The 26,558-nt window shown below is 28.5% G+C and carries 31 protein-coding genes; 23 read left to right on the forward strand and 8 right to left on the reverse strand.

Features of this window, described 5'->3' with window-relative positions:
• Positions 1-44: 44 nt before the first annotated feature.
• The 7 genes from mscL to BTO18_RS10950 all read left to right on the forward strand — a co-directional run bounded on the left by mscL (position 45) and on the right by BTO18_RS10950 (position 5,889).
• Positions 45-449, forward strand: a complete 405-nt coding sequence (mscL, locus tag BTO18_RS10920; protein WP_105017558.1) for a large-conductance mechanosensitive channel protein MscL — start codon at positions 45-47, stop codon at positions 447-449.
• Positions 450-586: 137 nt separating this feature from the next.
• Positions 587-1,123, forward strand: coding sequence for an RNA polymerase sigma factor (locus BTO18_RS10925; RefSeq protein ID WP_105016251.1), 537 nt, complete (start codon positions 587-589; stop codon positions 1,121-1,123).
• Entirely contained in the window at positions 1,123-1,872 is a 750-nt protein-coding gene (locus tag BTO18_RS10930; protein ID WP_105016252.1) for a HEAT repeat domain-containing protein, read from the forward strand. Before BTO18_RS10925 ends, BTO18_RS10930 begins: the two co-directional genes overlap by 1 nt.
• A 13-nt stretch (positions 1,873-1,885) precedes the next feature.
• A complete protein-coding gene (locus BTO18_RS10935; RefSeq protein WP_105016253.1) occupies positions 1,886-2,701 on the forward strand; it encodes a DUF4097 family beta strand repeat-containing protein in 816 nt (271 codons plus the stop codon).
• An 82-nt stretch (positions 2,702-2,783) separates the two neighbouring features.
• The gene (locus tag BTO18_RS10940) at positions 2,784-3,530 is read left to right on the forward strand and encodes a DUF4097 family beta strand repeat-containing protein (protein ID WP_146106916.1); all 747 of its coding nucleotides are present in this window, start codon (positions 2,784-2,786) and stop codon (positions 3,528-3,530) included.
• Between the two features lie 5 nt (positions 3,531-3,535).
• Positions 3,536-4,753 (forward strand): thioredoxin family protein, encoded by a 1,218-nt coding sequence (locus BTO18_RS10945; protein ID WP_105016255.1) that lies wholly within the window; start codon positions 3,536-3,538, stop codon positions 4,751-4,753.
• A 167-nt stretch (positions 4,754-4,920) separates the two neighbouring features.
• Positions 4,921-5,889 carry a glycosyl hydrolase gene (locus BTO18_RS10950; RefSeq protein WP_146106917.1) on the forward strand — a complete coding sequence of 323 codons (969 nt, stop codon included), beginning with the start codon at positions 4,921-4,923 and terminating at the stop codon, positions 5,887-5,889.
• Between the two features lie 178 nt (positions 5,890-6,067).
• On the opposite strand, the gene aat is transcribed toward BTO18_RS10950, so the two are convergent.
• Together aat and BTO18_RS10960 are read right to left on the reverse strand one after the other, a co-directional pair.
• A complete protein-coding gene (gene aat, locus BTO18_RS10955) occupies positions 6,068-6,703 on the reverse strand; it encodes a leucyl/phenylalanyl-tRNA--protein transferase (RefSeq protein WP_105016256.1) in 636 nt (211 codons plus the stop codon).
• A 1-nt stretch (position 6,704) separates the two neighbouring features.
• Entirely contained in the window at positions 6,705-8,084 is a 1,380-nt protein-coding gene (locus tag BTO18_RS10960; RefSeq protein WP_105016257.1) for a short-chain fatty acid transporter, read from the reverse strand.
• Positions 8,085-8,209: 125 nt separating this feature from the next.
• Here BTO18_RS10960 and BTO18_RS10965 point away from each other — a divergent pair, with 125 nt between their 5' ends.
• Positions 8,210-8,833 carry a YqaA family protein gene (locus BTO18_RS10965; protein WP_105016258.1) on the forward strand — a complete coding sequence of 208 codons (624 nt, stop codon included), beginning with the start codon at positions 8,210-8,212 and terminating at the stop codon, positions 8,831-8,833.
• A 12-nt stretch (positions 8,834-8,845) separates the two neighbouring features.
• On the forward strand, positions 8,846-9,082 hold the full coding sequence (locus tag BTO18_RS10970) for a DUF1456 family protein (protein ID WP_105016259.1): 237 nt from the start codon (positions 8,846-8,848) through the stop codon (positions 9,080-9,082).
• A gap of 198 nt (positions 9,083-9,280) precedes the next feature.
• Here the strand turns inward: BTO18_RS10970 and BTO18_RS10975 are convergent, their stop codons facing one another.
• A complete protein-coding gene (locus BTO18_RS10975; protein WP_105016260.1) occupies positions 9,281-9,649 on the reverse strand; it encodes a DUF3127 domain-containing protein in 369 nt (122 codons plus the stop codon).
• Between the two features lie 13 nt (positions 9,650-9,662).
• A complete protein-coding gene (locus BTO18_RS10980) occupies positions 9,663-10,523 on the reverse strand; it encodes a flavin reductase family protein (RefSeq protein WP_105016261.1) in 861 nt (286 codons plus the stop codon).
• A gap of 79 nt (positions 10,524-10,602) precedes the next feature.
• On the opposite strand from BTO18_RS10980, the gene BTO18_RS10985 reads away from it, so the two are divergent.
• Positions 10,603-11,760, forward strand: coding sequence for a sensor histidine kinase (locus tag BTO18_RS10985; RefSeq protein ID WP_105016262.1), 1,158 nt, complete (start codon positions 10,603-10,605; stop codon positions 11,758-11,760).
• A 36-nt stretch (positions 11,761-11,796) separates the two neighbouring features.
• Here BTO18_RS10985 and BTO18_RS10990 read toward each other — a convergent pair whose 3' ends face one another.
• Positions 11,797-12,186 carry an HIT family protein gene (locus BTO18_RS10990; RefSeq protein ID WP_105016263.1) on the reverse strand — a complete coding sequence of 130 codons (390 nt, stop codon included), beginning with the start codon at positions 12,184-12,186 and terminating at the stop codon, positions 11,797-11,799.
• 121 nt (positions 12,187-12,307) lie between these two features.
• On the reverse strand, positions 12,308-12,781 hold the full coding sequence (gene greA / locus BTO18_RS10995) for a transcription elongation factor GreA (RefSeq protein WP_105016264.1): 474 nt from the start codon (positions 12,779-12,781) through the stop codon (positions 12,308-12,310).
• A 185-nt stretch (positions 12,782-12,966) separates the two neighbouring features.
• On the opposite strand from greA, the gene BTO18_RS11000 reads away from it, so the two are divergent.
• From BTO18_RS11000 to BTO18_RS11030, 7 genes are read left to right on the forward strand one after another with little or no spacing between them, the layout of a single operon-like run.
• Positions 12,967-13,383 carry a Rieske (2Fe-2S) protein gene (locus BTO18_RS11000; protein ID WP_105016265.1) on the forward strand — a complete coding sequence of 139 codons (417 nt, stop codon included), beginning with the start codon at positions 12,967-12,969 and terminating at the stop codon, positions 13,381-13,383.
• Between the two features lie 47 nt (positions 13,384-13,430).
• Positions 13,431-14,588, forward strand: a complete 1,158-nt coding sequence (locus BTO18_RS11005; RefSeq protein ID WP_105016266.1) for a 5-(carboxyamino)imidazole ribonucleotide synthase — start codon at positions 13,431-13,433, stop codon at positions 14,586-14,588.
• Positions 14,589-14,611: 23 nt separating this feature from the next.
• The gene (locus BTO18_RS11010) at positions 14,612-14,791 is read left to right on the forward strand and encodes a hypothetical protein (protein WP_105016267.1); all 180 of its coding nucleotides are present in this window, start codon (positions 14,612-14,614) and stop codon (positions 14,789-14,791) included.
• Complete coding sequence (locus BTO18_RS11015) at positions 14,788-15,162, forward strand: type II toxin-antitoxin system death-on-curing family toxin (protein ID WP_105016268.1); 375 nt, start codon at positions 14,788-14,790, stop codon at positions 15,160-15,162. Before BTO18_RS11010 ends, BTO18_RS11015 begins: the two co-directional genes overlap by 4 nt.
• Before the next feature lie 5 nt (positions 15,163-15,167).
• Positions 15,168-15,647, forward strand: a complete 480-nt coding sequence (gene purE / locus BTO18_RS11020; protein WP_105016269.1) for a 5-(carboxyamino)imidazole ribonucleotide mutase — start codon at positions 15,168-15,170, stop codon at positions 15,645-15,647.
• Between the two features lie 53 nt (positions 15,648-15,700).
• Positions 15,701-17,725, forward strand: coding sequence for a M3 family metallopeptidase (locus BTO18_RS11025; RefSeq protein WP_105016270.1), 2,025 nt, complete (start codon positions 15,701-15,703; stop codon positions 17,723-17,725).
• A gap of 51 nt (positions 17,726-17,776) precedes the next feature.
• A complete protein-coding gene (locus BTO18_RS11030; RefSeq protein ID WP_105016271.1) occupies positions 17,777-18,997 on the forward strand; it encodes a carboxypeptidase-like regulatory domain-containing protein in 1,221 nt (406 codons plus the stop codon).
• 7 nt (positions 18,998-19,004) lie between these two features.
• Here the strand turns inward: BTO18_RS11030 and BTO18_RS11035 are convergent, their stop codons facing one another.
• Complete coding sequence (locus tag BTO18_RS11035) at positions 19,005-20,243, reverse strand: glycosyltransferase (RefSeq protein ID WP_105016272.1); 1,239 nt, start codon at positions 20,241-20,243, stop codon at positions 19,005-19,007.
• Positions 20,244-20,717, reverse strand: a complete 474-nt coding sequence (locus BTO18_RS11040; RefSeq protein WP_105016273.1) for a heme-binding domain-containing protein — start codon at positions 20,715-20,717, stop codon at positions 20,244-20,246.
• 98 nt (positions 20,718-20,815) lie between these two features.
• Between BTO18_RS11040 and lpdA the strand changes: the two genes are divergently transcribed.
• The 6 genes from lpdA (at position 20,816) to tilS (ending at position 26,556) form a co-directional block, all read left to right on the forward strand.
• Complete coding sequence (lpdA, locus tag BTO18_RS11045; RefSeq protein WP_105016274.1) at positions 20,816-22,216, forward strand: dihydrolipoyl dehydrogenase; 1,401 nt, start codon at positions 20,816-20,818, stop codon at positions 22,214-22,216.
• Between the two features lie 77 nt (positions 22,217-22,293).
• Positions 22,294-23,619 (forward strand): anthranilate synthase component I family protein, encoded by a 1,326-nt coding sequence (locus BTO18_RS11050; protein ID WP_105016275.1) that lies wholly within the window; start codon positions 22,294-22,296, stop codon positions 23,617-23,619.
• Complete coding sequence (locus BTO18_RS11055) at positions 23,616-23,858, forward strand: hypothetical protein (RefSeq protein WP_105016276.1); 243 nt, start codon at positions 23,616-23,618, stop codon at positions 23,856-23,858. Before BTO18_RS11050 ends, BTO18_RS11055 begins: the two co-directional genes overlap by 4 nt.
• Complete coding sequence (locus BTO18_RS11060) at positions 23,851-24,315, forward strand: type II secretion system protein GspG (RefSeq protein WP_105016277.1); 465 nt, start codon at positions 23,851-23,853, stop codon at positions 24,313-24,315. Before BTO18_RS11055 ends, BTO18_RS11060 begins: the two co-directional genes overlap by 8 nt.
• A gap of 2 nt (positions 24,316-24,317) precedes the next feature.
• Positions 24,318-25,139 carry an alpha/beta hydrolase gene (locus BTO18_RS11065; protein WP_105016278.1) on the forward strand — a complete coding sequence of 274 codons (822 nt, stop codon included), beginning with the start codon at positions 24,318-24,320 and terminating at the stop codon, positions 25,137-25,139.
• An 88-nt stretch (positions 25,140-25,227) separates the two neighbouring features.
• A complete protein-coding gene (gene tilS / locus BTO18_RS11070) occupies positions 25,228-26,556 on the forward strand; it encodes a tRNA lysidine(34) synthetase TilS (RefSeq protein ID WP_367889232.1) in 1,329 nt (442 codons plus the stop codon).
• Positions 26,557-26,558 lie beyond the last annotated feature (2 nt).

The raw sequence follows: 26,558 nt of genomic DNA on the forward strand, positions 1-26,558 counted from the left end.
TACATTAGCACCACTAACAAATTAAAAATCAATTAAAAATGGGAATGCTTAAAGAATTTAAGGATTTTGCAATGAAGGGAAACCTTATTGACATTGCAGTAGGTTTTGTAATGGGTGCTGCTTTTAAACAAGTAGTAACTTCATTTACAGGTGGAATTGTTTCTCCACTTATTGGCCTAATTTTCAATGCAGACTTCAAAGACATGAAGTGGATTGTTAAAGAAGGTGTTGCAGATGCAACAGGAAAAGTTTCAGGTGAGGTTGCTGTTTTATATGGCGATTTTATTACCAACGTAATCGATTTTATTATTGTAGCTTTTGTAATGTTTATGATAGTAAAAGGTGTAAATGCTACTAAAAAGAAAGAGGAGCCAGCACCAGAAGCTCCAAAAGGCCCAAGTCAAGAAGATTTATTAGCCGAAATAAGAGATTTACTTTCTAAAAAATAATTCATTTTTTAAAGTAAACGTGTGTATAAATCCTGAACTTTTTGTTCAGGATTTTTTTTGTGCAAAAAAATTTAATTCTAAATGTAACCTTTTTGTAAATTGATGGTTTTAATAATAGAAACTAACCAAAACAATCGTTGAAACATTTAACTGACGAAGAACTCATGTTACAAATTGCCAGTGGCAAATTAGAGCAGTTAACAATTCTGTTTGAAAGATATAATGTACGTATGTATAACTTTTTCAACAAAATGGTTCATAATAAAATGGTTAGTGAAGATTTAACTCAAGATGTTTTTATAAAAGTAATTAAATACAGAACATCTTATAAAAGTGGAAATTTTGCAGCTTGGATATATACAATTGCTCGCAATATTTTTTCTAGTCATTATCAAAAAACAAAAAAAGAACGTTCAAATTTAATTGATGATGATACCTTGAGTGCTAATGAAACATTAGTTTCTGAAAGTAATCAAGAAGAGTTAGATCATTTGCAAAAAGCGTTATTACAATTATCGAATTCTGATAGAGAATTGATTGTAATGCATCGTTTTCAGCAAATAAAATATGAGCAAATTGCACAAATAATTGACAGTACAGAAAATGCTGTAAAAGTGAAAGTGCATAGAGCTATTAAGAAGTTAAAGGAAATTTATTTTCAAACAGAAATATAATGAAGCAGAATGATATTACAAACAAATTGAGTTTATATTTAGAGGGTTCTCTTTCTAATGGAGATAAAATTGACGTAGAAAATCAATTAAAAAATTCGGAAACTTTAAGAAAAGAATTAGAAGAATTAAATTCATTTTTAAACATTCTAAACAGTGAAAAAATGGAAACTCCTTCTGCTAATTTACAATTGAGTTTCGATAAAATGTTAGCACAAGAAATCGAAAATCAACAACCAAAAGTTGTGCAATTGAAACCCAAAACAGACTGGAAACAATTTTTAAGGATTGCTGCAAGTATTGTAATCGTATTAAGTGCTTTTTTACTAGGTAAATATCAATCAAATGAATCTAAAGTAAATAACAATCAAAACCAAGTATTGGCTTTATTAGAAAATAATTCTGCAAGCAAACGAATAGAAGCAGTAATATCTACAGAAGATTTTTCTATAAAAGATACAAAAATTTTAAAAGCATTAATCAATCGTTTGTTTTTTGACAAAAATACCAATGTGCGTCTGGCTGCAGCAGAAGCATTAAGTAAATTTTCAGAAGAAAAAATGGTAAGAGATGCTTTTATAAAAAGTCTTGAAACGGATAAAAACCCTACTATTCAACTAGAAGTAATTCAAATTTTATCTGATATACAAGAAAAAAGAGCAATTAAACCTATGGAAAAAATGCTCGACAACGAGGAGACTCCTCAATATGTAAAACAACAACTAAAATTAAATTTATCAAGTTTATTATAAAAAATAAGAAATCATGAAAAAATTATTTGTTATCATCTTATTTGTTGGTGCAACAATTTCTGCACAGAATAAAGAGTTTAAATACAATTTAACAGGAATAAAAAAAGTAGTATTATCATCTAATACAACTATAAAGTTAGAAGTGGGCACTACTAATCAATTTATTATTTCGGAAACAAAATCTAAAAAAGACAAGGATAATGTTCACTGGAGTATACGAAGTGATAGAGAAAAAAGAAAACAAAATAAAGAAGACAAAAGAAAAGGGTTAACAGCTGTTTATCCAGGAGGAAAAGATAACACTAAAGGATTTGGCTTTTCAATTTACAAAGAAGATGGTGTATTATATGTTAACGATTTAAAATCTCATTTTCAAAGACGTGGTTTATCTATGAAACTACCTAAAACCATGAATGTTTCTTTAGATTCTGGAAATTTAGGCTCTATTTATGTTGAGGGTTTTACTGGTGAGGTGGAAGCTTCTTCAAATATTGGAAAAGTAGAAATGAAAAATGTCACTGGTCCAATTACTATAGATGCTAATGTTGCTAAAGTTGATATTGATTTTGATGTAGTAAGCCAAAAATCACCTATAACAATTAGTTCTTCAGTATCAGAAATTGATATTGCTTTACCTGCAAACACTAAAGCCGATTTAGAATTAAGAACTCAAGGCACAGTGTACACAGATTTTGATTTTGAAATACCAAAAAAGAAAGGCTTAAAAAATGTAAGTGGTAGAAAAAGTATTGTTTCTAAATTAAATGGTGGTGGTGTAAAAATCTATATTAAATCATCAATGGGTAATATTTATTTACGTAAAAAGTAAAATTTAACCAAACTTTTAAAGCTGAACTAGCATTTTATAGTTCAGCTTTAAATAATCAACTCACTTAATTAAAATATACAAAATGAAAAGATTTCTCTTATTCATAGGATTGTTATTGATTTTTAACAACCTAGCAGCTCAAAAAAAAATTACAGAAAACACAAAATCTAATGGTATAGACGATGTTTTAGTAAATGTAAAATTTGCCAACAATATTGTTGTTAAAAATTGGAATAAAAATGAAATTTCAGTAGAAGCTACTGTTAATATTGATGATAATAAACACAATGATTACTTTAGCTTTAAAACAAAAAATGTTGGTGGTTATTATACTGTAATATCAGATTATGGGGAGTATTTTAAGAAATATAGAAGTTATTATTCTCATAAGCATAGTCATGATAATGATGATAAAAGTAAAAAAGATGATGATGATTGTCATAGTCACAGACATAGTAATATTGTAGACTATGTAATTTATGTGCCAAAAAACATGAACCTTAAAGTGAAAAGTATTTCAGGAAGCGTAGAAGCTGAAAGCTATGCAGGGGTTTTAAATTTAAATTTAATTAGTGGTAATATCACTATAAAAAAACATTCTAAAGACATGTATTTAAAAACGATTAGTGGCGATATCGATATTTATATTTCTGATGCAACTTTTACTGCAAAATCTTTATCAGGAGGTATTTATTCTGATTTAGACATCGATTTTGATAAAAACAAGAAGAAGGGTTATGGTTCTAAAATTCATGCAAAAATTAATCAAGGAACTGCGTCTTTAAATCTTAACACTATTAGTGGCGATATTTATTTGCGAAAAATATAATTATCATGAAATATACATTTGTATTTATAATTTTCATTTTATTTTTTAGTTGTAAAAATGAAAAAAAATCCTCGCAATCTTTAATTTCTAATGAAGTTCAATTATCTGAAGATTTTATAGTAATTGATCAAAATTATAAACAAGCTTTAAAAATAGCTTCTAAAAAAGATAAGTTAATTTTTATCGATTTTTATACAACTTGGTGTGCACCTTGCAAAAAGTTAGATAAACTAATATTTCAAAATGACTCCATAAAGAATATCCTTAAACGTGATTTTATACTTTTAAAATACAATGCAGAAAACGATACTATTTTTCACTTATCTAAAAAACATCATATTAGTAGCTATCCAACAGGTTTAATACTGAATAACGAGGGATTTGTACTAAATAGAAAATACGGTTTTGCAGGGAGTAATTTTAAAACATTAAGTAAAAGTGTTCTCGATTTTAAAAATGAGAGTATAGTTCTTAATAATCAAAATAAAGTAATTAAAGGTTATTCAAATGATATAGATGCTACTAAATACCCAAAATTTTATGTAGATTTTGTAAACAGAACAAATACGAAACTTAATCCAGCAGATTTAAATGAATATTGGGTTACTCATAAAAATAAATTTTCAGAAGAATATTTTTCTACGCTAACCTATTTTGGAGGCCAAACATCTAAAGAAATCGCATATACTGTTCTTAATAATAAGGAAAAATATATAAATCTTTTTGGTGAGACAGATGTAAAAAAATTAATGTTTTCAATAGCTTTTGGTAGGTTTGACGAAGCTATTTTAGAAAAAAATAATGAAAAATTTATTGAAGCTGAAGCCTATGTTAAGAAAGCTTTAAATAAAGAAAGTGCTAAAAATATAATAGACAGTGCTAAAAAAGATTTATTAAAATCTCAAAATAAATGGAGTGAACTATTAGATATTTATATAGAATTAAAAAAAGAGAGGAAATTTAGTAATGGATATGCCAATCATTTTAGTTGGGAAGTATATCTAAAATGTGAAGATAAAGAAGTAATTCAACATTGTTTAAAATGGATGAAAGAGGTTACTGATGAAGAACCTCAATATGATTATTTAGATACTTATGCTCTTTTATTACATAAGTCTGGGAATATTAAAGATACCAAAAGAGTAGCACAAATAGCAATTAAAGCAGGAAAAAAAGAAGGCAGAAAAACGACAAAATTAGAAAATTTAATAAAAAAACTTTAAGTAAAAAAATCTTATTGGTTAAACAACCATCTCATTTTAGAGATGGTTGTTTGTTTTTGCTTAAATTCGTAAAAGTTAAAATTAATGCTAAATTGAAATACAATTTTATCATATTGTTATCTATCTTTCTCTGCGCAAAGAGTTTTAATCAACAAAAAAAGCAAGAAATGAAATCCAATAAATTTGAGCCTAATGATGGTAAAGTCTTATTTTTTATTGGTCAAGATTTAGAAGCTGTTGGTGGTTTTGAAAATTATAATGCTGGTTATGTAGATACCTTTAATATTCCTGCAGGAATAACTGCTTACACTAATTTATCTCCTGGAGATTACTCATTTAGTTACTATATAAAAGGTTTAGATGGCACAAAAACCAAAGCAAATTGGGGTGCAGGTGATACATGTTTGCAATTTTATGTAGATAATCCAAAGTTTAAAAACACAATGCTTTCCATTGGTTTATCAATGGTAAATCATGATAAAAATGTGGCAAAGGGCAAACACGATAATTTGATAAAAGAACTAGGTTTATGGATTAAAAGTACAAAAAGATCTGTCTTTTTAAGAATTGGTTATGAGTTTGATGGTTGGGATTGGAACAATTACAAGAAGAAATATTACCTAAAAGCTTTTAAAAGAATACATCATATTCTTAAAGAAATGGAGGTAAATAATGTTGCTTTTGTATGGCAATCTAAAGGAACAGGTTCAAACCAAAAAGTGTTAGAAGATTGGTATCCAGGAGATGAATATGTAGATTGGTGTGGATATTCTTATTTTAACAATCCAGATACAGAAATGTTGACTTTTGCAAGAAAAAACAACAAACCAGTTTTTATTGCAGAAGCTTGCCCAGTTTTAAAAGATGAATTTGGTAATTTTCATGCAAACTTAAGTAATCAAAAGGAAGCTAAATTGGTTTGGGAAAAATGGTTTATCCCTTTTTTTAAAACTATTGAAGACAATAAAGATGTCATTAAAGCTTTTAGCTACATAAATGTTGAATGGAAATCTCAAATAATGTGGGCTACTAATGATTATTTTAAAAATGTAGATTCTAGAATCCAAAAGAGTGAGTATATCTCTAAAAAATGGCTAGAAGAAATACAAAAAGAAAAATATTTAAAAAATCAATAATATACTCTATCTACTCTTAAAAATATAAAACTGAATTATAAGAACTTAAATCAGCAACATATATAATTAGTTATTTGAGTTAAGACGAGTAATTTATAAAAATTGGTGACTAATTGATATTTATCTAAATATTGTAAAAAAATATGATTTATAGTAGAAGTGTTTAGAAAAAATCCAATTATCTAATTTCATTTTTCAAAATCTTCAAAAACAAATCTCTATCAATTTCTTTAGCACCTAAACTTGCTAAATGTTTATTATAAATCTGGCAATCAATTAATTTGTATTTATTACAGTTAATTAAATGTATAAAAGCCAATTTAGAAGTATTAGACACTTTACTAAACATACTTTCTCCACAGAAAATATCATTTATTTCCAATCCGTATAAACCACCAACTAAATCTTCTCCTTGCCAAACCTCTATAGATTTTGCTACTCCTTTTTTATGAAGCTTAATATAAGCTTGTTCCATATCATCAGTAATCCAAGTTCCAAAACCATCTTTCCTATCAATATTTTTACAATTATAGATTACTTCTTCAAAGGCCTTATTTTCTGTAATTTTAAACTTGTTTTTATTGATAATTTTTCGCATCGATTTAGAAATTTTTAAATCATTTGGAAACAACACCATTCTTTCTGGTGGACAATACCATACAATGGGTTCTCCTTCTGAAAACCAAGGAAAAATTCCATTTTTATAAGCATATGTTAATCGCTCTGTAGATAAATCTCCACCCAAAGCTATAATGCCTTCTTTGGTTGCAAGTCCATAAGATGGAAACTGTATTTTGTCAGTGAGCCATATCATACTAAATTAATAACAAGCCTAAAATATAAATTGTTGCTCCAACAACCATTGCAATTAAAGTGTAAGGTAAAATCTCTTTTGCTTTTAATTTGGTAATACCTAATAATGGTAAAGCCCAAAAAGGTTGTAACATATTTGTAATTTGGTCTCCATAGGCTAAAGCCATAATTGCTTTAGGTAAAGGAACACCTAATTTTAAAGCAGATTCTACAACAATTGGCCCTTGAACAACCCATTGTCCACCTCCACTTGGTACGAAAATATTAACCAAACCAGCACTAAAAAATGTAAAAATTGGCAGTGTAGTTTCTGTCGAGATTGATACAAAAAAATCTGAAATTTGATTTACCATTCCAGATTGATTCATAATTCCCATAATTCCGAAATACAAAGGAAACTGAATTAAAATTCCAGAAATATCAGATATTGATTCACCTACTGCATTTGTAAATTTTTTAAAACTTCCATGTAAAATCAAACCTAAACCTAACATCAAAAAATTAATTAAGTTAGGTGTGATTTTTAGTTGTTTAATATCATCTAAATAGCGAATACCAAAAGTAATAATTATAATAATTCCGAATAAAATTCCTAAAAATTTAGAATTATCTAACTTTTCTGCTTTGGTTTTTATGGTTATACCTTTATCAAATTGATAAATAGGTAAATTAATTTTTGTAAGTTTTGCTTTTTTACCCAACAGATAGAATGTCAAAGATACAGTTACTAAAACTGTAAAAAATATTAGTAAATTCCACCAGCTAAAAACAGTTTCAGAATAATCAATTATACTTGGTATTTGTTGTAAAATTTCATCCGAAGATATATTTTGCATGATGTTTTTTATATGCCCATCTTCATTAATTTTTATTGGTGCTGAACCAGAAATTCCTCCATGCCAAACCATTAAACCAACATAACCAGCTGCTCCAATTATTGGGTAATTAATTTTGTAATTCTTTTGCTGTGCATGTTCTGCAACTTTTCTAGCTAATAATGCTCCAAAAATTAATCCTAAACCCCAATTAAAAAAAGCAACTAGCATCGTTAAACAAGCAATGATTGCTGCACTATTTGCTGTATTTGTACAATATTTTGTGATACTTAAAATTGCCTTACTTACAGGTTTGCTTAACACTAAAACATGACCTAAAACCAATATCAACATCATTTGATATGCAAAAACCAACAGGTTATTAGACCAAATTCCATTCTCCCAAAACTGTAAAACTTCTATTGAATAATTTACTAAAGCACTAGTCTCTGGTTTTGTGAAAAAAAATGCCAACAAAAATGTAAAAAGAGTAATTAAAATTGCAATTGTAAAAGGTGAAGGTAAATAGTTCTTAAATATATTTTCAATAATTTTAGTAACCTTCATTTTCTTTTAGTTTGTATGCTAATTTAGTAAATTCTTAAAAAAGAGTTAATCTAACAACTAATACAAAATCATAAAAATATTGTCACTATTTTTGCAAATCATTTTTTAATGTGTTAGATCAATAAATGCCTAGAAAAAAAAGAAAAAAAACTCAAAAAGAAAGAGTAAAACTTGTGCATAAATACTATGCTAGAACTGGTTTTTACTTATTTGTTTGGGAAAGTTTAAAAAAAGCTTTTTTACCCTTAATTGGTATTGTTTTAGCAATTGTATTATTTAATAAATACGTTTACAATATAAATGATGGGCTTCGTTATTTTACAGAAACTTTCTCAAGAACTTCAGTTTTAAGTGTATTTTTTATCTCTGAAACTTTGCTGGGCTTAATTCCTCCAGAAATTTTTATTGCTTGGACAAAAAAAACCAATGAGCCTATTTTAAATTTATCTATTCTAGCTGTTCTTTCATACACAGGTGGGTTAATAACTTATTTTTTAGGAAGAATGACACTGAAAATTGAATCTATTAGTGATTATTTAGAGGTTAAAATGGCTAAAAATCTAGATAACACAAAAAAATGGGGAGGTATTTTAATATTAGTAGGTGCTTTACTGCCTTTGCCTTTTTCTATAGCGTGTATGGCAGCTGGTATGATAAAATATCCTTTTAAAAATGTCGTTTTTTTTGGGTTATTTAGATTATTACGATTCGCTATTTATGGCTGGGCTATTTTTAAAGTGGTTCATTAAAACAATAATATTATGGGATTAACCAATAATGATATTTTCAAAAAACTTCGAGTAGCTCATAAATTAAGAGATACAGATATTATCGAAATTTGTGCTTTAGTCGATTTTAAAGTAACAAAAGGAGAATTAGGAGCAATTTTTAGAAAAGAAGATCATCCAAAATATATGGAATGTGGAGATCAATTTCTACGTAATTTTCTCAATGGACTGATAATTCATTTGCGTGGACCAATGCCAAAAAAATCATAGATTTTTTTGGACTGTTGGATATTTAGATATAAGAATCAAGACTAACAAAAGTAAGCTAGGTTCACTGATAAAAACATTTCACATTACCTATTATTCAAAATAAATTTATAAAAAAAGAGTGCAACTATTAGAAATTGCACTCTTTTCTTACATTGATTCTTGACTCAAATAAGTCTTGTATCTAAAATTCAAGCTTTTTTAGAATGGCAAATCGTCTGGCTCTTCATCAGAAACATTAGATGCTGGCTGAAACTGATCTACAGGTGGTAAGTTTTGAGCTTGTGGAGCTTGACTTAAATTTTCAATTCTCCATCCTTGAATAGAATTAAAATATTTTGCTTCTCCTTGTGGATTTATCCATTCTCTACCTCTTAAATTGATAGATACTTTTACATCTTGCCCTACATTGTAATTATTCAATAAATCTGTTTTATCTTGAATAAATTCAATCATTATCATTTGTGGATACTGCTCATCTGTAGTAACAACTAATTCTCTTTTTCTAAATCCATTAGATCCAAATGTTTGAACATCTCCAATCAATTTAATTTTTCCTATAACTTCCATACTATAATCTTAACTATTTAATTAAAAGCACTTTCCAAGCACTTTCTACATCATTTATTTTTAAATACTCTTGAGCAAATGTATGTTTTTTTGAGGTTTCTAACCCAATAAATTCAGGATGTTCTTTGCTAAAGTTATCAACAGTTTTCACATCAGGTATTCGTTCTACATTGCCTAACATTCCTAAATTATTTCCTGTTAAAATATCACTATTTTTTATTTCATCAGGAATTGCATCTACACCAATTCCTAATGAAGAAATTGGTTTAGGAATTTCAAAAAAACTATCTCTAGCTCTACTATAAAAACTACCTCCTGCTCTAGCAACTAAATCAATTTTATATTGGTCTATACTACCATCATCTGCTAAAACATCCTCATTAACATGTAATTTTACAACTTCGCAAACTATTAAATTCCCTGCACCTCCTTCTGTTCCTGTATAAATAATATCTGTTACTTTACACTCTAATTGCACAGGTGATTCTGCTACTCTAAAAGGTTGTACAATATCTGATTTAAGCATAGTTAACCCAGCTTTTTCAAATTCATTTACACCTTTTGCATACATTGTACTACTTAAAGACATTTGTTGTACTATAGCATAATTCACAACATTAATTACAACCTCTTTGGTTTCTTCTGCATTATCTAATGTATGTTTTGTAGTATTATTTCTAACACTTCTTGCAGGTGAGAAAATTAGTGTAGGAGGATTTGCCCCAAATACATTAAAAAAGGAAAATGGTGATAAATTAGGATTACCTTTAGCATCAACAGTACTTGCAAATGCTATTGGTCTTGGTGCAATAGCCCCTAGCAAATAGCCATGTAATTTACCAACAGTTATATCTTTTGGATTTATAGAAAGCATATTATTAAATTTTGATGTATAAAGATACTATGTAAAGTTGAAACGAGTTATATACTTGAAATCTTTATATTTGTTTTTGATGAATTTCTTTTCTAATACTTTATTATTTAAAAGAATTACAATACTTGTATCTTTTATAATTGTTGTTCTTATTTTATGGAATACCTACTCATTCTTTCAGAAGTTTAAGCAAGCAGAAAGAGATAAGATGGAAATACATGGAGAGGCAATTAAAGAATTTAACACCACTAGTGTAGAAGAATTAGATGAGAATATTTCAGATTTACCACTTACAATAATAAGTAAAACCAAAGATATTCCTTTTATTTTAGTTGATTCTAATGGTCAAATAAAGGGTTCAAATAATTTAAATCCTAAAAAAGAAAATGATCCTGAATATCTTAAAGAACAGTTAGCTATTATGAAAAGTCAAAATCGACCCATTAGAGTCGATTATTTAGGAAAAACTGATTATATCTACTACAAAGACTCTGATTTGTTAGATAAACTTACCTATTACCCTTTAGCTTTACTTTTAATTTTAGTACTTTTTTTAACGGTAATTTATTTGTTTTATAACTCTAATAAAGCTGCAGAAACTAATAAGTTATGGACAGGAATGGCAAAGGAAACTGCACATCAAATTGGCACACCTTTATCATCACTTCTTGGTTGGATTTCTATTTTAAAGATGGAGAAAATTGATGAAACTTATATTGAAGAAATTGAAAAAGACGTACATCGTTTAAATACAATTGCCAATCGTTTTTCTAAAATTGGCTCAAAACCTGAATTGAAAAAAGAAAATATTGTAGCAATTACAAAACAAGCTTTTGATTATTTAGAATCGAGAAGCTCTAAACAAATCTCTTTTTCTTTTTCTTCTAAAGACAATAAAATTGACGCAAATATAAACACAGAACTTTTTGGTTGGGTAATAGAAAACTTGATAAAAAATGCTATAGATGCAATGTTAGGGAAAGGAAAACTTAATTTAAGTATAGAAAACTCATCTAAAAAAGTAAAAATTGTAGTTTCTGATACTGGTAAAGGAATGCCAAAAAAAATGTTTAAACAAATATTTAAACCAGGTTTTACAACAAAAAAACGTGGTTGGGGTTTAGGTTTATCGCTCTCTAAAAGAATTGTAGAAGATTATCATAATGGAAAAATATTTGTGCAGAAATCTGAATTAGGGAAAGGAACTACGTTTCAGATTGTTCTAGATAAGATTTAGTTAAATACAAAGGCTTTTCATTCTCATATTTTACTTTTATTCAAAATTCCCAGCTATATTTTTAGCTAAAACCACAAACTCATCATTAGAAAGTTTTTCTTTTTTCATAAACTGCATGTCAGCCATACCGTTTATCGGAATTAAATGCACATGTACATGAGGCACTTCTAAACCAATTACACTCATTCCTATTCTATTACAAACTATCGATTTCTCTAAAGCTTTAGCAACTCTGTAAGAAAAGTCCATTAATGCTACATATTCTTCTTTAGATAGGTCAAAAATTTTATTTTCTTCTTTTTTAGGAACTACCAAAGTATGCCCTTTAGCATTAGGATTAATATCTAAAAAAGCAATAAAATCTTCATTTTCGGCAACTTTATAACTTGGCAATTCTCCATTTACTATTTTGGTAAATATGCTCATTTTTATGATTTTTTTTTAATGAAGACTAAATATATAAAAAAGAATTCGGGTTTTAACCATAGCCAAAACCCGAACTTATATTTTAAAATGAAATTACTTATTCATTTATCCTCTTAATTACTTATCTTGAAATATCTACAATTTCAAATTTCATAATTCCATTAGGCACCTTAATTTCTGCAACTTCTCCAACTTTCTTCCCTAACAAACCTTTACCAATTGGCGAGTTTACAGATAATTTACCTTTTCTTACATCAGTTTCAGAATCAGCTACTAATCTGTACGTAAACTCCATTCCGTTTGTTGTGTTTTTAATTTTTACATTAGAATGTATTAGTGCTTTAGAAGTATCTAATTGGCTTTCGTCTAAAATACGTGCGTTTGCTACCACATTTTTCAACTTTGCTATCTTGGTTTCTAAATGAGATTGTTCTTCTTTTGCTGCATGGTATTCTGCATTTTCACTCAAATCTCCTTTATCTCTTGCATCTGCAATTTCTTGAGTTACTCTAGGTCTTTCAACTTGCTCAAGATGAATTAATTCATCTTTTAATTTTTTTAATCCTTCAGGTGAATAATAAGATATGTTACTCATGTTTTCTATAATTTAAAAAATCCATCTAAATACTATTTATGAAGATGAATCTGTTTTTTTAACTCGTTTAAAGTCAAGTAATTTAAAATAAAAATCTCATCACCAAAAACTGGAATGAGATTCAGGTTACAAATGTACAAAATATTTGTAAATTAGCTACGTTTTAAAAGAAATGAGAAACTTAAATGATAAAAAAAATCCTTTTTTTTGGCTTAACAATCCTACTTTTTTCATGTTCTAGTAATGAAAATCTTGCAAATTGCATTCGAACTTTACCTTTAAATCTTAATACAGATCTAAATAACCCACAATTAATTAATGCACAAACTCCAGGAGGTCATGCAGACATAAATGGAGGCACAAAAGGTATTCTACTCTTTAATAAAAACGGAAATGACTTTGTTGCTTTTGATAAACTTTGCCCTAACAATGATTGTGACAATGCTATGATTTTTGAAAATAGGCTTTTAAAATGTACCTGTGATGAAAGCACATACAGTGTAGACTTTGGTGGTGCTCCTCAAACAGATAATGCACAATGCCCTGCAATTCAGTATCAAGTTTTTAGAAACGGAACAGCAATCCGAATCACAAATTTTTAATAGTTTTTTTAGCTTTAGATGCTTATTTTTGTGAAAAAAGATATAAAGTGAAAAACTATTTTTCTTCAGATTTTAAACTAGGTGTTTTAGGTGGTGGTCAATTAGGTAGAATGCTCTTGGCAGAAACTCAAAAATTCGATATTCATACTTCAATTTTAGATAATAATGTAAACGCACCTTGTGCTGAAATCTGCAATACCTTTGTTGTTGGAAATTTATTAGATTTTGATGCTGTATATAATTTTGGTAAAACTGTAGATGTACTAACTATTGAAATTGAAAATGTAAATTTAGATGCTCTTGATAAACTAGAAGAAGAAGGGTTAGCCATTTATCCAAAGCCAAAAGATTTAAGAGTAATACAGAGTAAAGCAAGACAAAAGAATTTTTATTTTGACAATAAAATACCAACTGCACCTTTTTCTCATTTTGCGTATTTAGAAGAACTAGTACTTTGTATAGAAAATAATATTATTGATTTTCCTTTTGTATGGAAAGCTGCACGTTTTGGTTATGATGGAAATGGCGTTAAAATTGTAAGAAATTTTGCTGATTTAGAATCGTTACCTAATGTGGAGTGTATTACAGAACAATTAATTCCGTTTAAAAACGAATTAGCTGTAATTGTAGCCAAAAATGCTGATGGAGAAACAACTACTTACCCAGTTGTAGAAATGGAATTTCACCCAGAAGCAAATCAAGTAGAATATGTTATTTGCCCTGCAAGAATTAAAGAATCAGTAGCTAAAAAAGCGAGAGAAGTTGCTTTAAAAGTCGTTGAAAAATTAGATTTTATAGGTTTATTAGCTGTAGAAATGTTTCAAACAGCCACCAATGAAATTTTAGTAAATGAAGTTGCTCCAAGACCACACAATTCTGGGCATTACTCAATTGAAGCAAGTTATACAAATCAATTTGAACAACATTTACGTTCTATTTTAAATCTTCCTTTAGGAAACACAGAAAGTAAAGTTGCAGGAATTATGGTAAATCTAGTTGGTGAAGAAGGTTTTTCTGGTGATGTTCTTTATCAAAATATAGAAGAAATTTTAAAAATTGATGGAGTTACGCCTCACATTTATGGGAAAAAAGAAACACGTCCTTTTAGAAAGATGGGACACGTAACTATAGTAAATGCTGATGTTGAAAAAGCAAGAGCAACCGCGCAAAAAGTTAAAGAAACGATAAGAGTGATAAGCAAATAGTATTTTTGTATTTTTGATGTATTATGACAGTTATAGAAAAAAAGAAAAATCTAAAAAATATAATTGACAACCTCTCAAATGATAATTTAGAAGAGGCTTTAAATTATTTACAAAAACTATCATCAAAAGATAAAAATAGAATTACAATTGTTAAAAATCTTTTGAAAGAAGAGCAATGGTTATTTGAAGAATTGGCAAAATGATATCAAAAAAACTTGCTATTGAACTGAATAAAATTATCTCTGAAAAATCAGGTGGTTCTTATGGTTTAAGAGACGAATCTTTACTTTTATCTGCATTAAATAGACCATTTCAAACTTTTGATGGAAAAGATTTATACCCATCTATTATTGATAAATCTGCAGCACTTTTCGAAAGTTTAATCATTAATCATCCATTTATTGATGGAAACAAAAGAATGGCTTATGCCTTTATGAAAATGTTACTGATAGAAGGTGGTTTTTCAATTAATGCATCAAAAGAAGATACCTATAAATTTGTAATTAAAGCTTCAGAAGGTAAAATGAATTTTGATGAAATTAAAACTTGGTTGGTTGACCATTTGAATAAATAAAAAATATGGTAGGAATAATAATGGGAAGCGATTCTGATCTTCCAATAATGCAAGAAGCAATAGACATTTTAGAAGGTATGGATATTCAAATTGAAGTAGATATTGTATCTGCTCATAGAACTCCAGAAAAATTAGTTGACTATTCTAAAAACGCACATAAAAGAGGAATTAAAGTGATTATTGCTGGTGCTGGAGGTGCAGCACATTTACCAGGAATGGTCGCAAGTATGAGTCCTTTACCTATAATTGGTGTTCCTGTTAAAAGTAGAAACTCAATAGATGGTTGGGATTCTGTTTTATCCATTTTACAAATGCCAGGAGGAGTCCCTGTTGCAACTGTGGCTTTAGATGGCGCAAAAAATGCAGGTATTTTAGCTGCACAAATTATTGGTGCTTCAGACAAATGTGTTCTAGATAAAATAATCGCTTACAAAGAAGGTTTAAAAATAAAGGTTGAAAAAGCTTCTGAAAGAATAAAAAAATAGGTTTTTCAACAATTACACGTTTAAACAAATAAACAATTACACATTTTTTAAAAATGAATCCACTTTTACAAGATTTTAATACAGCACCTTTTTCACAAATTAAGCCAGAACATTACAAACCTGCAATCCAAAAAGGAATTGAAATTGCGAAAGATGAAATTAATGCTATTGTTAAGAATACTGATACTCCAACTTTTGAAAATACAACAGTTGCTTTAGATTTTACAGGTTCAAAATTAGGAAGAATTACCAGTATTTTTTTCAACTTAAATTCAGCAGAAACAAATGAAGAAATTCAGAAAATAGCGCAAGAAATATCACCTTGGTTAAGTGAATTTAGAAATGACATCACCTTAAATAAAGCTTTATTTAAAAAAGTTAAAACTATTTTTGATGCTAAAGAAAATCTAGATTTAACTGCAGAACAACAAATGTTGTTAGATAAACAATACAAAGGTTTTGCTAGAAATGGTGCAAATTTAAAAGAAGAAGATAAAAACAAACTTCGTGAAATTGATGCAAAACTATCTAAATTATCATTAAAGTTTGGAGAAAATATATTGGCTGAAACCAATGCTTTCGAATTGCATTTAACTAATGAAAAGGAGGTTTCTGGTTTACCTGAATCTGTAAAAGAAGCAGCGAGTCAGTTAGCAAAAGAGCAAGATAAAAAAGGCTATATTTTTACCTTACACTACCCTAGTTACATTCCATTTTTAACCTATGCTGATAATCGAGAATTGCGCAAAAAAATGGCAATCGCTGCAGGTAAAAAAGGATTTCAAGATAATGAATTTAACAACGAAAAAATAGTTCTTGAAATTGTAAATCTTCGCCAACAAAGAGCGAATTTATTAGGTTATAAAACGCATGCTCATTTTGTTTTAGAAGAACGGATGGCTGAATCTCCAGAGAAAGTAATCGAATTTTCGAATAATTTGTTAGAAAAAGCGAAACCTGCTGCTCTAAAAGAATTTGAAAATTTATCAGCTTATGCTAAAAAATTAGACGGAATAGAGCAACTGCAAAAATGGGATGGTGCTTATTATTCAGAAAAACTGAAGAAAGAATTATTCGATTTAGACCAAGAGATTTTAAAACCATATTTTAAATTAGAAAACGTAATTGATGGTGTTTTTGAAATTGCAAATCGTTTGTTCGATTTAAAATTTGAAGAAGTAAATGATATTGAAAAATATCACGAAGATGTAAAAACTTACAATGTTACTGATACTAATGGGAATTTTATTGCTGTTTTTTATGCGGATTATCATCCTAGAAAAGGAAAAAGAAATGGTGCTTGGATGACGAGTTACAAATCTCAACAAACAAAAGACGGAATTAATGATAGACCTCATGTATCTATCGTTTGTAATTTTACAAAACCTACAGCTACAAAACCATCATTATTAACATTTAATGAGGTTACTACTTTGTTTCACGAATTTGGCCATGCACTGCATGGAATGTTAGCAAATACAACTTATAATAGTTTATCAGGAACTTCTGTTTCTTGGGATTTTGTTGAATTACCAAGTCAGATTTTTGAAAACTGGTGTTATGAAAAAGAGGCTTTAGAGTTGTTTGCCAAACATTACGAAACTGGTGAAGTTATCCCAATGAAATATGTTGAAAAGATTAAAGAATCTGCAAGTTTTCATGAAGGAATGCAAACTTTACGTCAATTGAGTTTTGGGTTATTAGACATGAAATGGCATTCTGAAAATCCTTCAAATATAAAATCTATCAAAGCATTTGAAAAAGAGGCTTTTGCTGAAACAAAACTATATCCAGATGTTGCAGAAAATTGTATGAGTACAGCGTTTTCTCATATTTTTCAAGGAGGTTATTCTGCTGGTTATTACTCATACAAATGGGCAGAAGTTTTAGATGCTGATGCTTTTGAATACTTTTTAGAAGAAGGGATTTTTAATAAAGAAGTAGCTACAAAATTCAAAGAAAATATATTATCAAAAGGTGGTACTGAAAAACCAATGGTTTTATATAAACGATTTAGAGGTGCAGCACCAAAACCAGATGCTTTGTTAAAAAGAGCTGGTTTACTAAAAATTGAATAAAAATTCTAAAAGATTGTTATAAATTTATCTTTGATACGTTATATAATTAAGATGAGAACCATTTTTTTTATTTTATTAGCTTTGTTTGTGAATTCTATTTTTTCACAAATAATTATTAAAGGTACTGTGTATGACGAAAAAGGTCCTTTAGAAAGCGTAGCTGTGTACTTAAACAATACTATGTTAGGTACAACAACAAATGCTGATGGCGAATTTTCAATCCCTGTAAAAGAAGGTCAACATGAGTTGATTGTTTCTTATCTAGGATATAAAAAGATTGCATATTCCTTAAATACATCTACTTACACAAAACCTTTGGTATTTGCTCTTGTTGAAGAGGAAAATGTATTAGATGAAATTGTTATCAAAAAAACTGTTTATGATGATAAATGGAAAAATAATTTAGCTGTTTTTAAAAGAGAGTTTATTGGTACTACAGAACTAGCTGAAGATTGTGAGATTTTAAACCCAAAAGTGTTGAGTTTTGATTACGATTACAAAGAAAATAAACTCACAGCTTATGCAAGAAAACCATTACAAATAAAACATAAAGCTTTAGGTTATTTAATCACTTACGAATTAGAAAGTTTTATTAGACATAAAAATTACATTACCTATCTCGGATATACTAGATATCAAGAACTAAAAGGTGGAAAACGTAAGCAAAGACGTTGGAAAAAGAATAGACAAGTAGCTTATAATGGTTCTCCAGTACATTTTTACAAGTCACTTTTAAATGATACTTTCACTAAAGAGGGGTTTATTGTAAATCAATTTAAGAGAGTTCTAAACCCAGAAAGACCTTCTGATGAAGAAATTAGAAAAGCAAGACAGCTTTTAAGATTGAATAGAGGTTTAATGATTAATTTTTCCAAAAAAATTGACAACCCAAAAACTGCTTTAGATTCTGCATTAGTAACTACTAGAAAATCACGTTTACCAAAATTTAGAGATTATTTGTATAAATCTAAATTAAAAAAAGAAGATATTCTTGGCTTTAAAAATAATACGTATCAACTAATTTTTGAAAATAACTTAAGTGTAGTTTATACCAAAGAAAAAGAAGAGATGGGTTATTTAAGAAGAAATATCTTTAGCAAAAGAAGAAAGCCTTTACCACAAACTTCTTCCATTATTCCTATTGATGATAAAATAATATTAGATGTAACAGGCAATTTAGTTAATCCATTAGACGTTTTATATGAAGGATATTGGTCTTATGAGAAATTTGCAAATACACTGCCTTTAGATTATATACCAACAGAAGACTAAAAATTAACTATTTATTTTTCTCTTCAATCCACTTACTCATATATTTTGTGGCTTGTAAGGTTTTATGCTGTAACAAACTCCCTAAAAAGTTTTGAGTTCTATGATTTTCTAAATTATCTTGAATTAACTTAATTTGATTTATAAAAGGTTTACTTAATTTTTCTTTATCGTAAAAAGAGTTTATTATTTCAATTCCATTTTTTTGAGCTTTTAACCAAATGGTTTTATTTTGATACAATTCTGATGCTCTTAAAGCAAAATTGCTATAATCATCTTCTACAAATCCATTCCATAAATTATTTTTTGACATCCCTTCTGCTCCAATAGTTGAGGTAACACTTGGTGTACCACAAAGCATACTTTCTGTTAATTTTCCTTTAATTCCAGCTCCAAAACGTAAGGGAGCTAAAAGTACTTTAGAATTTTGAATAACTTCTTTTGAGTTTTTTGCAAATCCTTTAATGACAAAACCTTCTTTGGGATTGTGCAATTGTTGAATTTGCTGTGTTACATATGCTCCATAAATATGCAACTCAACATTTGGTAAATATGCTCTCATTTTACCCCAAACTTGATTTTTTAGAGTGAGTACAGCATCAACATTAGGTTTATGCAAAAAATTACCAATAAACACAAAGTGTTCTCTTTTATCAAAAGAGTTCCAATTTTTTATTTGATGTTCATTAATTTTATCTAGTAAAAAAGGTAAATAATACAAGATTCTTTCATCAATTTTAAAAACAGATTTTAGCAAATCCATTTCATAAGTTGAGATTACTAAAGATAAATCACAACGTAAAATTGAAGCAATTTCTCTTTTTGTATCATCAGACTTTAATAAAGCTTTATTGGTAAACTCCCCCCCTTTTTTAAGTTGCTGATGTCTTACTTTGCGTAGAAAATGTAAATCTTCAGTATCTAAAATTCTCAAAGTATTTGGGCAATTTTCAGCAACTCTCCAACCAAATTGTTCTTCAGTTAAGAATCGATCAAACACTACAATATTTGGATTTAGGTTTAGAACAAAATCATCAAAATTAGCTGAATTTAACTCAATAGATACCTCTTCAATTCCTAGAGATTTTAAATCTAAAGCATTGCTGTTTTTTTGTGAAGTTGATGCAAACGTAATATTATAATTCTGCTTTAAAAATAACTCAATTAATTGTAACATTCTACTACCTGCAGCAGAAGAATTTGGTTCAACCCAAACATTTCCAATGATTAAAATTGATTGTCTATTCAATTATTTAGCAGTCATTTTTTGCTTATACTCTGCTTGCACTTTTTTGCCCCATGTAACAATTGCATCAATTTGTTCTTGTGTTAAGTTTGCTTCAGAATGTGTCCAAGTATATGAATTTAAAGGCATTTCTCCTTTTTCAACTTCTTCATACAATTCATCCATTTTATGCTCTTTTCTTTTTAAAGAATATTCATTCCATTTCGAAAAATCAAGATGTTTTTTACCATCTTTTATATGACTGTCCAACCAATAATTTACTGGTGTTATACTATTATACCAAGGGTAATTTGTTTTAGCTGAATGACAATCAAAACAGCTAGTTTTCATTATTTCTAAAACATTTGCTGGCGGATTTGTTTCAGCAATAAAAGCATTTACAGTATCTATATTTCCATCATTTTTTTCTGGACCAAAAAATTGAGCAATAACTAAAATGATTAATAAAACGACACCTACTTTTTTAAGAATTTTCATTGGTAAAACTTTAATACTATTACAATTGTAAAACTACTAAAATCCTTTATAAATCTCTAAAAATATATGTAAATTTGTGTTTCTAAATTTCTTACAAAATGAAATACGATATTATTGTTATTGGTTCTGGTCCTGGAGGATACATTGCAGCAGTTAGAGCATCACAATTAGGAAAAAAAGTAGCTATTATCGAAAAATATAGCACTTTAGGAGGAACGTGTTTAAATGTTGGATGTATTCCTTCTAAAGCACTATTAGATTCTTCTCACCATTTTTATGATGCTGTTCATCATTTTGAAGAGCATGGAATTTCTGTAGAAAAACCATCTTTCGATTTTACAAAAATGGTTGATAGAAAAGCTAAAGTTGTAGAAACAACAACTGGAGGAATCAAATATTTAATGGATAAAAATAATATTGAAGTTTTTGAAGGTTTGGGTTCTTTTGAAGATGCCACTCATGTAAAAATTTCAAAAAATGATGGTTCATCAGAAGTAATTGAAGGTACAGATATTATTATCGCAACTGGCTCAAAACCGTCTACTTTACCTTTTATCAATATTGATAAGGAACGAATTATAACTTCTACTGAAGCTTTAAAATTAAAAGAAGTGCCAAAACATTTATTAGTGATTGGTGGTGGAGTTATTGGTTTAGAGTTAGGTTCTGTTTATAAAAGATTAGGTGCAGACGTTACTGTAATTGAGTATGCACCTAAAATTACACCAACTATGGATGCTGATGTTTCTAAAGAATTGACAAAGGTTTTTAAAAAACAAGGTATAAAATTTAATGTTAGCACAGGTGTTACTGCTGTAGAAAGAAATGGAGATGAAATTATTGTAAAAGCAAATAACAAAAAAGGGGAAGAAGTAACATTTACTGGTGACTACTGTTTAGTAGCTGTTGGTAGAAAACCGTATACAGCTGGTTTAGGTTTAGAAAAAGCTGGTGTTAAAGTAAACGAAAAAGGGCAAGTTGAAATTAATGACCATTTGCAAACCAATATTAAAAATATTTATGCAATTGGTGATGTTGTAAAAGGTGCAATGTTAGCGCATAAAGCAGAAGAAGAAGGTGTTGTTGTTGCTGAATATTTAGCTGGAGAAAAACCACATATTGATTATAATTTAGTACCTGGAATTATTTACACTTGGCCAGAGGCTGCTGCTGTAGGTAAAACAGAACAAGAATTAAAAGATGCAAAAATTGACTATAAAGCTGGTAAATTTTCTATGCGTGCTTTAGGAAGATCTAGAGCAAGTGGAGATATTGACGGTTTTGTAAAAGTGTTAGCAGATAAAAATACAGATGAAATTTTAGGAGTTCATATGGTTGGTGCTAGAGTTGCAGATTTAATTATGGAAGCTGCAGTTGCAATGGAATATAGAGCATCTGCTGAAGATTTAGCTAGAATTTGCCATGGACACCCAACATATTCTGAAGCTGTAAAAGAAGCTGCCAAAGCTGCTTGGGATGGAAAACCATTAAATGCTTAAACAAAAATAATAATTTAAAAACCTCACTTTTGTGAGGTTTTTTTGTTCTAAAAACTTTCAAGTACTTTTACAATTCTATGCAAAGAACCATTAAAACTTTTCAGCTTGAAAATGTTGATCAATTTAAAAAGCAAATATTGCTTTGGGCACAACAATTTGAAACGGTTTTATGGTTAGACTCAAACAACTACAAACAGCAATATTCTAGTTTTGATTGTGGTTTGGCTGTTGAAGAATTTACTTCGATTAAAACTGATTATTCTAATGCTTTTGAGAAGTTAAAAGAATACCAATCTACTACTCAAGATTATATTTTTGGTTATATTTCTTATGATGTTAAGAACGATGTAGAGCAACTTTCTTCCAAAAATTTTGATGGTTTAGATTTTGCTGATTTGTACTTTTTCCAACCTCAAAAATTGTTTTTCATCAACCAAAATACTGTTGAATTTCAATACCTTAAACTCGTAGATGATGACATAGAAACTGATTTTAAGGATATTTCTACTTTATCATTTCAAGTGCAATCGAGAAATCTCAAAAACGAATCAGCTGACTCTGACATCAAAATAAAACTTCGAATTCATAAAGACGAATATCATTCTAAAGTGAATAAAGTAATTGAACACATTAAAAGAGGAGATATCTATGAGGCTAACTTTTGTCAAGAATTTTATGCTGAAAATAGTAGTATTAATCCAGTTAAAGTATATCAAGATTTAAATGAAATTTCAAAGCCACCTTTTGCTACTTTCCTAAAAATTGAACATCAATATTTATTATCTGCATCACCAGAAAGATATATTAGAAAAGAAGGAAATAAAGTTATTTCGCAACCTATAAAAGGAACTGCAAAACGATTACGAAGTAAAATTGATGACGAAAAAATAGCATCAGATTTATCTAGAGATATTAAAGAGCGTGCAGAAAATGTAATGATTGTAGATTTGGTTAGAAACGACTTATCAAAATCAGCAAAAAAAGGAAGTGTTAAAGTTGAAGAGCTTTGTAAAGTGTACACTTTTGAGCAAGTACACCAAATGATTTCTACTGTGGTTTCAGAAATTGATGAAAACACGCATTCTGTAACCGTTTTAAAAGATACGTTTCCTATGGGAAGTATGACAGGCGCTCCTAAAGTTTCTGCGATGAAAATTATCGAAAATCTCGAAGAAACTAAACGTGGTTTGTATTCTGGTACAGTTGGCTATTTTACACCAAATGGCGATTTTGATTTTAATGTTGTCATCAGAAGTATTTTATACAATTCTGTAAAAAAATACATTTCGTATTCTGTTGGTGGTGCAATCACTGCAAAATCGATTCCTGAAAAGGAATATGAAGAGTGTTTACTTAAGGCAAAAGCGATGCGATTTGTGTTGTTAAATTCTAATGAAAAATGATTAAAGAAAAAGAAGAAAAATTCAGTGCGGTTTTTGAGAGTTTACAAGAAAAGCCAAATGAAATTAATATGTTTGGTGGGTTTTTAAAAATGTATCCAGCAGAATGGAAACAACTAAAAATAACCTTTTCAAAATTTAACAGAAGTAAGCAATTTGGGAGAACAATTCCATTACCAAAACCAGAACAGTCTTTAAAAAAAGAGATTAGAGTTTGGTTAAAAAGTAGAAATAATGGCTGATTTAATTGCTTTTATTTTAGAACTTTATCTAGATATTAAACATTGGTTTAAAGTTAAAAAAAGAAGAAAGTTTGAAAAAGAAAACAATCTTCCTAAAAGCATAGTTTGGCATCCTATTAATAAACCTCTTTTAATTTTCTTCCTACTTTTTATCATTAGCTTATCAATATTATCATACATTAAACTAAAAGATAAATCAATAAAAGAAACAAACAAAAAGTTAAACTTAATAGTTGAGATTCTTGAGGCTGAAAAAGAACAATTTGGTAAATATCCTAACCAATTAAAAGATATTATTCGAAACAATCCTTTGAGAAAAAATATAACTCAAGATTATTGGAAAAATGAATTTATTTATACATTATCAAAAGATTCCTTAAATTACAGCATCGTCTCATTAGGTAAAGATCAAAAAATGAACACATCTGATGATATAAAATACGCTAAAGAGCACTAATTATGAAACATTCAGAATTCAATTTCAATATTTATAACACCAAATTTTACGGTCAAACTTGGACAGCAAATACTACTAAAGCTGTTGTTGTTTTAGTTCATGGAATGGGAGAACATTCTGCACGTTATCAACATGTAGCTCAAAAATTAACCGATAATAATTTTTCTGTAGTAGCCTTTGATCATTTTGGCCATGGTAAAACAGCAGGAAAACGTGGTCATAATCCAAATTTTGAAGCTGTTTTAGAAAGCGTTAACAAAACAATAGAAAAAGCGAAAAAGTTGTTTCCTGAAAAACCTATTTTCTTGTATGGGCATTCTATGGGTGGAAATGTTGTTATAAATTATGTTCTTAAAAAGACTTCTAATTTAAATGGCGTAATTGCAACAAGTCCGTTTTTACAATTGGCTTTTGAACCACCTAAAATTAAATTGGCAGTTGGTAAATTGCTACAAAAAATTGCACCTTCTATGACAATGAGTAATGAATTGAATGCAAATCATATTTCTAGAGACAAAACTGAAGTTGATGCGTACATCAATGATCCTTTAATTCATAATAAAATAAGTCCAAATTTTTCTTTAACCTTTATTGACACTGGAAAATGGGCGATTGAAAATGCTAATAAATTAATGATGCCAATGTTTCTCTTACATGGAACTGATGATAAAATAATTGATTTTAAGGGCACACAAGAATTTGCAAATAATACTAATAAAGCAACTCTAAAACTATACAAAGATGGTTATCATGAATTGCATAACGATTTATGCAAAGTAGAAATGCTAGAAGATGTTGTAAACTGGTTAAATGCTAAACTTTAATTACAATTTTTCTGAATATGTTTCAGAATCTTGAAGATTATAGATTCCTGTTTCTACAGGAATGACAAGCCAACTAAAATTCTTACTTTTGAAGGTACAAATGCTTCAAAAATTCACAAAACATATCAATATTAATTTTCCTTTTTTAAAGGATGCATCATTATTAATGACCATTTCTGGAGGTTTAGATTCTGTAGTTTTAACTCATCTTTTAAATACTTTAAATTTTGATGTTTCTTTAGCACATTGTAATTTTAAATTACGAGAAAAAGAAAGTGATTTAGATGAGAAATTTGCGATAAAATTATCTCAAAAATCATGTAATCAGATTTTTACAAAAAAATTTGACACTAATCAATTTGCAATTAAAAATAAACTTTCTACTCAAATTGCAGCTAGAGAGTTACGCTACAGTTGGTTTCAAGTACTTGCTGCAAAACACAATTTCGATTATATCTTAACAGCACATCATGCAGATGATAATTTAGAAACATTTCTAATTAACTTAACAAGAGGAACAGGTCTAGAAGGTTTTACAGGAATACCTACAAAAAACGAAAATATTATTAGACCTCTACTCCCATTTTCTAGAGATGAAATTTTAGCTTATGCAACAAAAAACAACTTAACTTGGAGAGAAGATGCTAGTAATGCATCAACAAAATATATTCGAAATAAAATAAGACATCAGGTACTTCCAATATTAAAAGAAATTAATCCTAGCTTATTAAGCTCTTTTTCTAAAACTTTAAATCATTTACAAGAATCTAAAAAGATTGTTGAAGATAGAATTAATGAAGTTTCTAGTGAAATTCTACAATCTGAAAATGGTATTATTAAATTTGATATTGCCAAGTTAACCTCACTTTCAAATCCAAAAGCTTACTTATATCAACTTTTAAAAAAATATAATTTTACAGAGTGGAATGACGTTGTAAATTTGTTAGATGCTGAATCTGGAAAATATGTTATTTCTAGTTCTCATCAATTAATTAAAGACAGAGATTTTTTACTTTTATCTAAAAATAAAGATGTCACTTTGAGTAAAGTCGAAAGTTTTTTTCAAATTGATAAAAATACATCAGAAATTACAAAACCAATTCATTTAGTTTTTAAAGAAGTAGACGAAAAATCAACACAAAAAAAACAAGCAATTCTGGTTGATAAAGATTTGTTAAAGTATCCTTTAATACTAAGGAAATGGAAAAATGGAGACTATCTTTATCCAACAGGAATGCAAGGAAAAAAGAAGTTGAGCAAATTTTTTAAAGATGAAAAATTTTCACTTTTAGAAAAACAAAATGCTTGGCTACTTTGTAATGCTGAAAATGAGATTATTTGGGTTATTAATCATAGACAAGATAGACGTTCATCAGTAAATATAAACACAAAAAATATTTTACAAATAACTTTATAATA

The sequence above is a fragment of the Polaribacter porphyrae genome (assembly GCF_002954685.1).
Taxonomy (GTDB): Bacteria; Bacteroidota; Bacteroidia; order Flavobacteriales; family Flavobacteriaceae; genus Polaribacter; species Polaribacter porphyrae.

Bases quoted from the DNA above. Each gene is read 5' to 3' on its own strand.
- mscL (WP_105017558.1), top strand. From the start codon at position 45: ATGCTTAAAGAATTTAAGGATTTTGCAATGAAGGGAAACCTTATTGAC.
- BTO18_RS10930 (WP_105016252.1), top strand. From the start codon at position 1,123: ATGAAGCAGAATGATATTACAAACAAATTGAGTTTATATTTAGAGGGT.
- BTO18_RS10935 (WP_105016253.1), top strand. From the start codon at position 1,886: ATGAAAAAATTATTTGTTATCATCTTATTTGTTGGTGCAACAATTTCT.
- BTO18_RS10940 (WP_146106916.1), top strand. From the start codon at position 2,784: ATGAAAAGATTTCTCTTATTCATAGGATTGTTATTGATTTTTAACAAC.
- BTO18_RS10945 (WP_105016255.1), top strand. From the start codon at position 3,536: ATGAAATATACATTTGTATTTATAATTTTCATTTTATTTTTTAGTTGT.
- BTO18_RS10950 (WP_146106917.1), top strand. From the start codon at position 4,921: ATGAAATCCAATAAATTTGAGCCTAATGATGGTAAAGTCTTATTTTTT.
- aat (WP_105016256.1), bottom strand. From the start codon at position 6,703: ATGATATGGCTCACTGACAAAATACAGTTTCCATCTTATGGACTTGCA.
- BTO18_RS10960 (WP_105016257.1), bottom strand. From the start codon at position 8,084: ATGAAGGTTACTAAAATTATTGAAAATATATTTAAGAACTATTTACCT.
- BTO18_RS10965 (WP_105016258.1), top strand. From the start codon at position 8,210: ATGCCTAGAAAAAAAAGAAAAAAAACTCAAAAAGAAAGAGTAAAACTT.
- BTO18_RS10970 (WP_105016259.1), top strand. From the start codon at position 8,846: ATGGGATTAACCAATAATGATATTTTCAAAAAACTTCGAGTAGCTCAT.
- BTO18_RS10975 (WP_105016260.1), bottom strand. From the start codon at position 9,649: ATGGAAGTTATAGGAAAAATTAAATTGATTGGAGATGTTCAAACATTT.
- BTO18_RS10980 (WP_105016261.1), bottom strand. From the start codon at position 10,523: ATGCTTTCTATAAATCCAAAAGATATAACTGTTGGTAAATTACATGGC.
- BTO18_RS10985 (WP_105016262.1), top strand. From the start codon at position 10,603: ATGAATTTCTTTTCTAATACTTTATTATTTAAAAGAATTACAATACTT.
- BTO18_RS10990 (WP_105016263.1), bottom strand. From the start codon at position 12,186: ATGAGCATATTTACCAAAATAGTAAATGGAGAATTGCCAAGTTATAAA.
- greA (WP_105016264.1), bottom strand. From the start codon at position 12,781: ATGAGTAACATATCTTATTATTCACCTGAAGGATTAAAAAAATTAAAA.
- BTO18_RS11000 (WP_105016265.1), top strand. From the start codon at position 12,967: ATGATAAAAAAAATCCTTTTTTTTGGCTTAACAATCCTACTTTTTTCA.
- BTO18_RS11010 (WP_105016267.1), top strand. From the start codon at position 14,612: ATGACAGTTATAGAAAAAAAGAAAAATCTAAAAAATATAATTGACAAC.
- BTO18_RS11015 (WP_105016268.1), top strand. From the start codon at position 14,788: ATGATATCAAAAAAACTTGCTATTGAACTGAATAAAATTATCTCTGAA.
- purE (WP_105016269.1), top strand. From the start codon at position 15,168: ATGGTAGGAATAATAATGGGAAGCGATTCTGATCTTCCAATAATGCAA.
- BTO18_RS11025 (WP_105016270.1), top strand. From the start codon at position 15,701: ATGAATCCACTTTTACAAGATTTTAATACAGCACCTTTTTCACAAATT.
- BTO18_RS11030 (WP_105016271.1), top strand. From the start codon at position 17,777: ATGAGAACCATTTTTTTTATTTTATTAGCTTTGTTTGTGAATTCTATT.
- BTO18_RS11040 (WP_105016273.1), bottom strand. From the start codon at position 20,717: ATGAAAATTCTTAAAAAAGTAGGTGTCGTTTTATTAATCATTTTAGTT.
- lpdA (WP_105016274.1), top strand. From the start codon at position 20,816: ATGAAATACGATATTATTGTTATTGGTTCTGGTCCTGGAGGATACATT.
- BTO18_RS11050 (WP_105016275.1), top strand. From the start codon at position 22,294: ATGCAAAGAACCATTAAAACTTTTCAGCTTGAAAATGTTGATCAATTT.
- BTO18_RS11055 (WP_105016276.1), top strand. From the start codon at position 23,616: ATGATTAAAGAAAAAGAAGAAAAATTCAGTGCGGTTTTTGAGAGTTTA.
- BTO18_RS11060 (WP_105016277.1), top strand. From the start codon at position 23,851: ATGGCTGATTTAATTGCTTTTATTTTAGAACTTTATCTAGATATTAAA.
- BTO18_RS11065 (WP_105016278.1), top strand. From the start codon at position 24,318: ATGAAACATTCAGAATTCAATTTCAATATTTATAACACCAAATTTTAC.